Raw genomic sequence first — 9,520 nt, 5'->3', positions numbered from 1 at the left:
ACGTTGTGGTGCACATGTGACGCACCCTCAGGGGGAGGACGTGCGGGCGGCCGGAGCAGCCAACGACATCGCCCATCTTGGTTATAGACTGTGAGCGATAACATGCTGTTAGTCAAGGCGTAACACAATCGCCTCGCGGCCCGGCTGGCGCACACGCGAACGGGTGGTCCACCCCTGCCTGCAGGCAGGGGTGGACCACCCGTTCTTCGTACGATCAGGCCGCGCGAATCAGAAGCCGCGGGCCAGCCGGTAGTACGCCTGGTTCCAGCGCAGCTCGTCGGCGAAACGGCGGGGCTCCGTGGCGGCGTCGATGACGACGAGCTCGGTGCGGCTCATCTCCGCCAGGTCGTGCAGCTCCTCCACGCCCACCGCCTGGGACAGTACTGTGTGGTGCGGGGCGCCCGCGGTGATCCACGCCTCGGCCGAGACCGGCAGGTCGGGGCGCGGACGCCAGACGGCACGGGCAACCGGCAACCGGCGCAGCGGCTGCGGCGGCGCCACCACGTCGATCTCGTTTGCCACCAGCCGGAAACGCTCCCCCATGTCGGACAACCCGAGCACCACTGCCGGACCGGGCGCGGCGTCGAACACCAGCCGGACCGGGTCCTCCCGGCCACCGATGCTCAGCGGATGGATCTCCACGTTGGGCACGCCGGAGGCGATCGTCGGGCAGACCTCCAGCATGTGGGCGCCGAGCACCAACTCATTGCCCGGAGTGAGGTCGTAGGTGTAGTCCTCCATGAACGACGTGCCGCCGCTCACGCCCACCGACATCGCCTTGAGGGTGCGGACCAGGACCGAGGTCTTCCAGTCGCCCTCACCGCCGAAGCCGTAGCCGTCCGCCATCAGCCGCTGCACGGCGATGCCCGGCAGCTGACGCAGCCCCCCGAGGTCCTCGAAGTTCGTCGTGAAGGCCCGGAACCCGCCCGCGTCCAGGAAGGCGCGCATGCCCAACTCCACCCGCGCGGCGTACCGCAGCGAGTCGTGCTGCTCGCCGCCGGGCAGCAGCTCGCCGACGATGCGGTAGGTGTCCTCGTACTCCTTGACCAGGTCGTCCACCTGCGCGTCGGTGACCTCGCCGACCACCTCGACCAGGTCGTTGACGCCGTAGGTGTTGACCGAGACCCCGAACCGCAGCTCGGCCTCGACCTTGTCACCCTCGGTCACCGCGACGTCGCGCATGTTGTCGCCGAAGCGGGCCAGGCGCAGCGACCGCATCGCCGACCAACCCAGCGCGGCGCGGGCCCACGCCCCGATCCGAGTGGTCACCCGCGGGTCGCTGACGTGCCCGGCCACTGTCTTACGGGCCACACCGAGACGCGTCTGGATGTACCCGAACTCACGGTCGCCGTGGGCGGCCTGGTTCAGGTTCATGAAGTCCATGTCGATGTCGTTCCACGGCAGCAGAACGTTGGCCTGGGTGTGCAGGTGCAGCAGCGGTGTCTGCAACGCGTCCAGACCGGAGATCCACATCTTGGCCGGTGAGAACGTGTGCATCCAGGCGATGACCCCGACGGCACCCTGAGCGGCGGCGTCCCGGCAGACCTGCAGAATCTCACCACTGTTGGTCAGGACGGGCTTCCAGACCACGCGGGCGGGAATCTGCGGCGAGTCGTCGAGCGCCGCCGCGATCTGGCGAGACTGCTCGGCCACCTGGCGGAGCGTCTCCTCGCCGTACATGCCTTGGCTGCCGGTGAGGAACCAGATCTCGGGTTCGGTGTGTGGTGCCATGGAGTTGCCTTCCGCGAGAGGGGCGGTCACTTGTAACGGATTCCGATGAGGCGCTGAAGGAGGATGAACGCGAAGAGCAGACCACCAATCACGATCTTGGTCCACCAGGAGTTGAGGCTCCCGTCGAAGGTGATGAGAGTCTGGATCACGCCGAGAACCAGCACGCCGAGCACCGTGCCGAAGACGTAACCCGCCCCGCCGGTGAGCACCGTGCCACCGATGACGACGGCGGCGATGACGTCCAGCTCCATCCCCACCGCGATCAGCGGCGCGCCGGAGAGGGTGTAGAAGGACAGCAGGATCCCGCCGATGGCCGAGCACAGACCACTGATCGTGTAGACGGCGATCCGGGTCCGTCCCACCGGCAGGCCCATCAGCAGCGCCGACTGCGGGTTGCCGCCGATGGCGTACACGTTACGTCCCAACCGGGTGTAGGCCAGCGTGTACGCGGCGATGACGACCACCACGAAGGCGATCAGCACGCTGATCGACACGAAGTTGCCCCGTGGGTCCCCGATCCGCTCCTGCGACATCGAGGTCCAGAACCCGTCGGTGATCGGGATCGACGCGCCGGAGATGAAGGTGCACATGCCCCGGGCGAAGAACATCCCGGCGAGCGTGACGATGAACGGCTGGATCTCGAAGAAGTGGATGACGCAGCCCATCAACAGGCCGAGCGTCGGGCCGATGAGCAGGGCGATGACCAGCACCAGCGCCGCCGGCATGCCGTCCTGCAGCAGAGCGGCCGACACCATCGCCGTCATGGCGACCACCGAACCGACCGACAGGTCGATGCCACCGGTGAGGATCACGAAGGTCATGCCCACCGCGACGACGAGCAGGAAGCCGTTGTCGATGAAGACGTTGAAGATGACCTGGACGTTGGAGAACGCCGTGTACTGCGAGACGCCGATGCCGTACATCACCAGCAGCAGGGCGAGCGTCGCCAGGACCGGTATCTGCTTCCTCGGCAGCCGGAACCGGGTACGACCGGCGGTAAGCGTTCCAGTGGTCATGCCGGCACCTGCTCCTTCGGCTTGTCGGCGATGGTGGCGGGCGGCGGGACGTTACGCCTACGTCGACTGAACCGGGCCCGGAAGGCCGGCGCCTGGATGAGGCAGACGGCGATGACGACGACCGCCTTGAACAGCAGCGAGGTCTGCGGTGAGATGTCCATGGCGTACACGGTGGTGGTCAGGGTCTGGATGATCAGCGCGCCGATGATCGTGCCACTCAGGAAGAACCGGCCGCCCGCGAGGGACGTACCGCCGATGACGACCGCGAGGATCGCGTCCAGCTCGACCCAGAGGCCGGCGGCGTTGCCGTCGGCGCTGGAGACGTTGGCCGTCATCATGAAACCGGCGACCGCGGCACAGGCGGCGCTGATCACGTACGCCAGGAAGATGACCCGACTGGAACGGATGCCGGCGAGCCGGCTGGCCATGGCGTTGCCGCCCACCGACTCGATGATCATGCCGAGTGCGGTGCGACGGGTGAACGCGGCGACCAGCAGGGCCGCGGCGAGCGCGATGAAGATGGCCAGCGGCAGGGTCAACGCGTGGCCCAGGCCGATCGCCCGGTACGGCTCGGAGTTGATGGTGATGATCTGACCCTCGGTGATCAGCTGGGCGAGACCCCGGCCGGCGACCATCAGGATCAGGGTGGCGATGATCGGTTGAATCCCGATCACGGCCACCAGCACTCCGTTCCAGGCGCCGAGCACCAGCGAGACGCCCATCGCCAAGGCGAGGGCGGTCACCACCACGCCAAGGCTGTTCTGGTCGGGCTGCTTGCTGATGTACATGCAGGCGATCGCGCCGCTGATCGCGCAGAGCGAGCCCACCGACAGGTCGATGCCGCCGGTGGAGATGACCAGGGTCATGCCCAGCGCGACGAGGATCAGCGGTGCGCTCAGCCGCAGGATGTCGATCGGCGTGCCGTACAGGTGCCCGTCCTTGAGCTCGATGGACAGGAACCCGGGCCGGTAGATCGTGTTCGCGGCGAGCATGACGAACAGCACGGCGGCGGGCCAGAACAGCCGGTGACCGATCATCGTCCGATAGCGGCTCGTGGTGTCGTTCATCGGTCTGCCTCCTCCCGGTGGGATCCGCTGGCGATGGTCTGCATGATGCGGTCGGCGTCCAGGCTCTCGTCGTTGGCGAGCTGCGCGACCATCTGCCGGTCCCGCATGACGGCCACCTTGTGGCTGAGGCGCAGCACCTCCTCCAGCTCGGCGGAGATGAACAGCACCGCCATGCCACCGTCGGACAGCTGCGTCACGAGCTTCTGGATCTCGGTCTTCGCCCCGATGTCGATGCCCCGGGTGGGCTCGTCGAGGATCAGCAGTCGCGGCTCGGTGATCAGCCACCGGGCCAGCAGCACCTTCTGCTGGTTACCGCCGGAGAGGTTGCGTACCGGCACCTCCGGGTCGGCGGGCCGGATGTTGAGGGCCTTGACGTACTTGTCGACCAGCTCGTCCTGGCGACGACGCGGAATGGGCCGCAGCCAGCCGCGGGCCGCCTGCATGGCGAGGATCATGTTCTCGCGGACCGACAGGTCCGCGACGATCCCCTCGGCCCGGCGGTTCTCCGAACAGAAGCCCACGCCGTGGTCGATGGCCTGCGCGGGGGTGCGCAGGCTGCTCGCCGTGCCGTCGATCGCGACCTGGCCGCCGTCGGTCCGGTCGGCGCCGAACAGCAACCGCGCGACCTCGGTACGCCCCGAGCCCAGCAGGCCGGCCAGGCCCACCACCTCGCCGGCGTGGATGGTGAGGCTGAACGGCTCGACAGCACCCGCCCGACCGAAGTTCGACACCGCCACCAGGGGGGTGCCCTCCTCCAGCGCGGCCAGGTCCCGCCGGGAGTGCTCCTCGATGCCCTCCAGGACGTCGAGCTCCTTGCCGATCATCTTCTCGACCAGGGAGAGCTGGGGCAGCTCGGTGGTGAGGTACTCACCGACGAGCCCGCCGTTGCGCAGCACCGTGATCCGGTCGGCGATCTCGTAGACCTGGTCGAGGAAGTGGGTCACGAACAGGATCGCGATGCCCTCGTCGCGCAGTTGCCGCATGATGCGGAACAGCTGCGCCACCTCGCCGGCGTCGAGGCTGGACGTCGGCTCGTCCAGGATCAGCACCCGGGCCTTGATGTCGATGGCGCGGGCGATGGCGACCATCTGCTGGATCGCGAGCGAGTACGAGCCGAGTGGCGCGCTGACGTCGAGGTCGAGGTCGAGGCGGGCCAGCAGGGCTCGGGCGCGGCGGCGGACCTCACCCCAGCGGACGGCGCCGAAGACCCGAGGCTCACGGCCGATGAAGATGTTCTCCGCCACCGAGAGGTTGGTGCAGAGGTTGACTTCCTGGAAAACGGTGCTCACACCGGCGGCGGTCGCCTGCATCGGCCCGGTGAACGACACTGGCTCGCCGTCGAGGGTGATCGCGCCCTCATCGGTGTCGTAGACGCCGGTGAGCACCTTGATGAGGGTGGATTTGCCGGCGCCGTTCTCGCCCATCAGGGCGTGCACCTCGCCGGGAAAGAGCCGGAAGTTGACGTCGTGGAGTGCGCGCACCCCGGGGAAGGACTTGCTGATCCCGGTCATCGTCAGGACCGGACGGCTATCCGTCATCCCATCAGACCTCTTCTGGGTTGTCGACACGGAAGGGCCGCTACGCTCCCGCCACGCCCGCCCGGTCGTCCCTGGGGGGCCGCTCGGGCGGGCGTGGTTCGGAGGTCGTCGCGGGCCAAGCCCGGTCCGTTTCGGGTAGGGAAGCGACGCGGCGGGGCCGCCACGCGAACGCGGCGACCCCGTCGTCGATCAGTACTTACGGTTGGGCAGAGCTTCCTTGGCCTGCTCGGTCGTGAAGGTGGTCTCCTCGGTCTCGATCCGAGGCGGCACCTCCTCGCCCGCGTGGACCTTCTTGGCCAGGTCCATCAGCTGCGGGCCGAGCAGCGGGCTGCACTCCGCGATGAAGTTGAACTTCCCGTCGGCGAGAGCCTGCATGCCGTCCTTGACGGCGTCGACGGTGATGATGGTGATGTCCTTGCCGGGCACCTTGCCGGCGGCGTTGATCGCCTCGAGCGCGCCCAGACCCATGTCGTCGTTGTGCGCGAACAACACGTCGATCTTCTTGTTGGCCTTGAGGAACTGCTCCATGACCTGCTTGCCGCCGGCCCGGGTGAAGTCACCCGGCTGGGAAGCGATGATCTTCAGGTTCGGGTTGGCGGCGATCGCCTCACCGAAGCCCTTCTTGCGATCGTTCGCCGGCGCCGCACCGGTGTTGCCCTGCAGCTCGACGATGTTCACCGGGCCCGAGGCGGTCTTCTTCTGCTCGACCAGCCACTCACCGGCGAGCCGGCCCTCCTTGACGAAGTCCGAGCCGAGGAAGGTCTTGTACAGCGACTTGTCGGCCGAGTCCACCGAGCGGTCGGTCAGGATGACCGGGATGTCGGCGTCCTTGGCCTCCTTGAGCACGGTGTCCCAACCGGACTCCACCACCGGCGAGAAGGCGATGACGTCGACCTTCTGCTGGATGTAGTTGCGGATCGCCTTGATCTGGTTTTCCTGCTTCTGCTGAGCGTCGTCGAACTTCAGCTCGATCCCGGCCGCCGCGGCGGCCTCCTTGATCGAGGTGGTGTTCGCGGTACGCCACCCGCTCTCCGCACCGACCTGGGAGAAGCCCATCGTGATCTTGCCGTCGTCCGTGGTGCCGCCGCCGCCCGTGTCGCTGTTGCCGCAGGCCGCCACGCCGCCGACCAGCAGCACGCTGGCGAGGACCGCGGCAGCGCGCCACGGAGCGGAATGCGTTCGCATCTTTCCCATCGAATCTCCTTGGCTGGATGTGGTGGGTAACCGCGCCAACCGCCGAGGTGCGAAAGAGCGGCGAACGCGGGTGGTGCGTGCTGGTGCGTCGTGGTGCAGACCGACGGGTCCCGGGTTATCGGTGCAGGGTCAGGAGCCCGCCGGTGCGACTGGTTGTTGGCCGTAGACGTTCTGGTAGCGGTCGTAGAGCGAGTCGATGTCGGCCTGTGCCATCGGGACCGGCTGCCCGAGGGTGTGGGCCAGGTGCGCGGTGCGGGCCACGTCCTCGCACATGACCGCCGCCTTGACCGCCGCGCGGGCGTCGCGGCCGATGGTGAACACGCCGTGGTTGCGCATCAGCACCGCGGGCGAGCGGTGCCCGGCGAGCGTGGCGACGATGCCCTTGCCGATGTCGTCACCGCCGATCAGCGCGAACGGGCCGATCGGGATCTCCCCACCGAACTCGTCAGCCTGGGCCGTGAGGTGGCAGGGGATCGACTCCCCACACGCGGCCCAGGCGGTCGCGTACGAGCTGTGCGTGTGCACGACCCCACCGACCTCGGGCATGGCCCGGTAGACGTAGGCGTGGGCGGCGGTGTCGCTGGACGGGGCGAAGTCGCCCTCGACGAGAACGCCGTCGAGGTCGCACACCACCATCGTGGCCGCGGTGAGGTCGTCGTAGCTCACCCCACTCGGCTTGATCACCATCAGATCCTGGCCCGGGACCCGCGCGGAGACGTTGCCGGACGTCCAGGCGACCAGGTTGTACCGGGTCAGCTCGGCGTGCAGGCGGGCGACGGTCTCGCGCAGCTCGCCGACCTGTCGGGTCACCTCGGCGTTCACGCCACCACCTCCAGCGGGACCTCGTGCGTGGTCGCGGCGGTCTCGACCGCCGCGTTGCGGATCGCCCGCAGGCGGAGCATGACGTCGTTGCCGCCACGACCGAAGTGGTCGTGCAGCGCCCGGTACTCGGCGTAGAGGGCGTCGTAGGCGCGGGCCCGCTCGGGGTCCGGACGGTAGACGGCCTCGTGCACCCGGCCCATCGCCTGCGACGCCTCGTGGATCGAGGGGAACTCGCCGGCGGCGACGGCGGCGTGGATCGCCGAGCCCAGCGCCGGCCCCTGGGCCGAGGCGATGATGTTCAGCGGTCGCCTGGTCACGTCGGCGTATATCTGCATCAGCAGCGCGTTGTTGGTCAGACCACCGGCGATCACCAGGTCGTTCACCGGGACTCCGGCGTCGACGAACGCCTCGATGATCATCCGGGTGCCGTACGCGGTGGACTCCAGCAGGGCCCGGTAGATGTCCGCCGGCCGGGTGGCCAGGGTCATGCCGACGATCATCCCGCTGAGGTCGTGGTTGACCAGCAGGGAACGGTTGCCGTTCCACCAGTCCAACGCGATCAGGCCGTGCGCGCCGACGGGCTGACTCGCGGCCAGCTCGGTGAGGCGCTCGTGCGAGTCGACGCCGGCCGGAGCGGCGTGCTCGACGAACCAGCCGAAGATGTCGCCGACACCGCTCTGCCCGGCCTCGTAACCCCACGCGCCGGGGCTGATGCCGCCGTCCACCACACCGCACATGCCGGCCACCTCGGCGACCTCCGCGCCGTTGACGACGTGGCAGGTCGAGGTGCCCATGATGGCGACCAGCCGACCGGGCTGCACCGCCTGCGCGGATGCCGCGGTGACGTGCGCGTCGACGTTGCCGACGGCCACCGCGATCCCCGCCGGCAGGCCGGTCCAGGCGGCGGCCTGGGCGGTGAGCGCGCCGGCCCGGGCCCCGAGGGGCAGCAGCGGGCCGTCCAGCTTCGCCACGAAGTCGCCGAAGTTGGGGTTGAGCGCGGTCAGGAAGCCCTCGGAGGGGTAGTGACCGTCCTGCAGAATGCCCTTGTAGCCGGCCGTGCACACGTTGCGGGTCTCGGTGCCGCAGAGCTGCCAGACGATCCAGTCGGCCGCCTCGATGAAGCGCTCGGCCCGGTCGTAGACCTCCGGGTCCTCCTCCAGGATCTGCAGGCCCTTGGCGTACTGCCACTCGGCGGAGATCTTGCCGCCGTACCGGCCGATCCACGGCTCGGCCCGCTCATGGGCCAGCGCGTTGATCCGGTCGGCGTGCGGCTGCGCGGCGTGGTGCTTCCACAGCTTGACCCAGGCGTGCGGTCGGTCGCGCAGCTCGGGTGTCTCGCACAGCGGGGTGCCGTCGGCGAGCGTCGGCAGCACGGTGCAGGCGGTGAAGTCGATGCCGATGCCGACCACCGCCGCCGGGTCCACCCCCGCGGCGGACACCGCCGCCGGGACGGCGTACCGCAGCACGTCGCGGTAGTCCTGCGGGTTCTGCAGGGCCCAGTCCGGGGGCAGGGTCCGACCCCCCGGAAGCGCCGCGCTGATCACGCCATCGCCGTACTCGTGCACCGCGGTCCCCAACTCGGCACCATCGCCGACACGGACCACCAGAGCTCGCCCGGACAGGGTGCCGTAGTCGACACCGACGACGTAGCGGTCGTCAGCTCCGTCCACACGGTTCATGTGTTCACCTCCACCGTTAACGGGGATAGTGTTAACGCTCACATCCAGGCTCGTCAAGACATCTACCCGCAACAGCTCCGTAACGGAACGCGGAAGGCGGACCGACTCGGGAGGGTAGATAGCGGACCGGTGCAAACCCCAAGATTCCGCCCTTAACTGCGGCAGCCATCCGACGAATGGGGCCCGCGTCCGGCACGACTGCCGTCCGGAGACGCGTCAACAGGCGGCGCGACAGGTCCAGTGCGCCGCACATCGGGGCATGGCGGTCCGATAGCGACCACTTGTTCCCCCGGCGATGATGGCAGCGATAACATTCCCGGGGCGTCGCGGTCGCGTGCTCGGATCCGCCCGACAGCCATCGACGGCCATGCGGGCTCATGGCTGAGCGCTCCGGAGCGCCGCCCACCCGGCGCGAAGCCGGACGACGACCCGGTGTTATCGATAACATTCAACGTCTCGAAGAACCCACGCCG

The 9,520-nt window shown here is 68.6% G+C and carries 7 protein-coding genes; all 7 read right to left on the bottom strand.

What is annotated here, in order from left to right; genetic code table 11:
* Positions 1 to 228: 228 nt before the first annotated feature.
* The 7 genes from araA to araB all read right to left on the bottom strand — a co-directional run bounded on the left by araA (position 229) and on the right by araB (position 9,047).
* Positions 229 to 1,731, bottom strand: a complete 1,503-nt coding sequence (gene araA / locus PSH03_RS15930; RefSeq protein WP_238689589.1) for an L-arabinose isomerase — start codon at positions 1,729 to 1,731, stop codon at positions 229 to 231.
* A 26-nt stretch (positions 1,732 to 1,757) separates the two neighbouring features.
* Positions 1,758 to 2,747, bottom strand: coding sequence for a galactofuranose ABC transporter, permease protein YjfF (gene yjfF / locus PSH03_RS15925; RefSeq protein WP_210781560.1), 990 nt, complete (start codon positions 2,745 to 2,747; stop codon positions 1,758 to 1,760).
* The gene (locus tag PSH03_RS15920; protein WP_210781562.1) at positions 2,744 to 3,814 is read right to left on the bottom strand and encodes an ABC transporter permease; all 1,071 of its coding nucleotides are present in this window, start codon (positions 3,812 to 3,814) and stop codon (positions 2,744 to 2,746) included. The genes yjfF and PSH03_RS15920 overlap by 4 nt, the downstream gene beginning before the upstream one ends.
* Positions 3,811 to 5,352 carry a sugar ABC transporter ATP-binding protein gene (locus PSH03_RS15915; protein ID WP_210781564.1) on the bottom strand — a complete coding sequence of 514 codons (1,542 nt, stop codon included), beginning with the start codon at positions 5,350 to 5,352 and terminating at the stop codon, positions 3,811 to 3,813. Before PSH03_RS15915 ends, PSH03_RS15920 begins: the two co-directional genes overlap by 4 nt.
* 189 nt (positions 5,353 to 5,541) lie before the next feature.
* Positions 5,542 to 6,546, bottom strand: coding sequence for an ABC transporter substrate-binding protein (locus PSH03_RS15910; RefSeq protein WP_238689588.1), 1,005 nt, complete (start codon positions 6,544 to 6,546; stop codon positions 5,542 to 5,544).
* 129 nt (positions 6,547 to 6,675) lie between these two features.
* Positions 6,676 to 7,368: an L-ribulose-5-phosphate 4-epimerase gene (locus PSH03_RS15905; protein ID WP_210781567.1), complete on the bottom strand. Its 693-nt coding sequence runs from the start codon at positions 7,366 to 7,368 to the stop codon at positions 6,676 to 6,678.
* Complete coding sequence (gene araB / locus PSH03_RS15900) at positions 7,365 to 9,047, bottom strand: ribulokinase (RefSeq protein WP_210781569.1); 1,683 nt, start codon at positions 9,045 to 9,047, stop codon at positions 7,365 to 7,367. Before araB ends, PSH03_RS15905 begins: the two co-directional genes overlap by 4 nt.
* Between the last annotated feature and the right edge of the window lie 473 nt (positions 9,048 to 9,520).

Source organism: Micromonospora salmantinae, assembly GCF_022230905.1.
Classification (GTDB): Bacteria; Actinomycetota; Actinomycetes; order Mycobacteriales; family Micromonosporaceae; genus Micromonospora; species Micromonospora salmantinae.
Note: the sequence above shows the minus strand (reverse complement) of the source record. Positions and strands in the feature narration are given on the sequence as shown.

What these genes read in the sequence shown, in the direction of transcription:
- araA (WP_238689589.1), bottom strand. Translation starts at nt 1,731, where the DNA reads ATGGCACCACACACCGAACCCGAGATCTGGTTCCTCACCGGCAGCCAA.
- yjfF (WP_210781560.1), bottom strand. Translation starts at nt 2,747, where the DNA reads ATGACCACTGGAACGCTTACCGCCGGTCGTACCCGGTTCCGGCTGCCG.
- PSH03_RS15920 (WP_210781562.1), bottom strand. Translation starts at nt 3,814, where the DNA reads ATGAACGACACCACGAGCCGCTATCGGACGATGATCGGTCACCGGCTG.
- PSH03_RS15915 (WP_210781564.1), bottom strand. Translation starts at nt 5,352, where the DNA reads ATGACGGATAGCCGTCCGGTCCTGACGATGACCGGGATCAGCAAGTCC.
- PSH03_RS15910 (WP_238689588.1), bottom strand. Translation starts at nt 6,546, where the DNA reads ATGGGAAAGATGCGAACGCATTCCGCTCCGTGGCGCGCTGCCGCGGTC.
- araB (WP_210781569.1), bottom strand. Translation starts at nt 9,047, where the DNA reads ATGAACCGTGTGGACGGAGCTGACGACCGCTACGTCGTCGGTGTCGAC.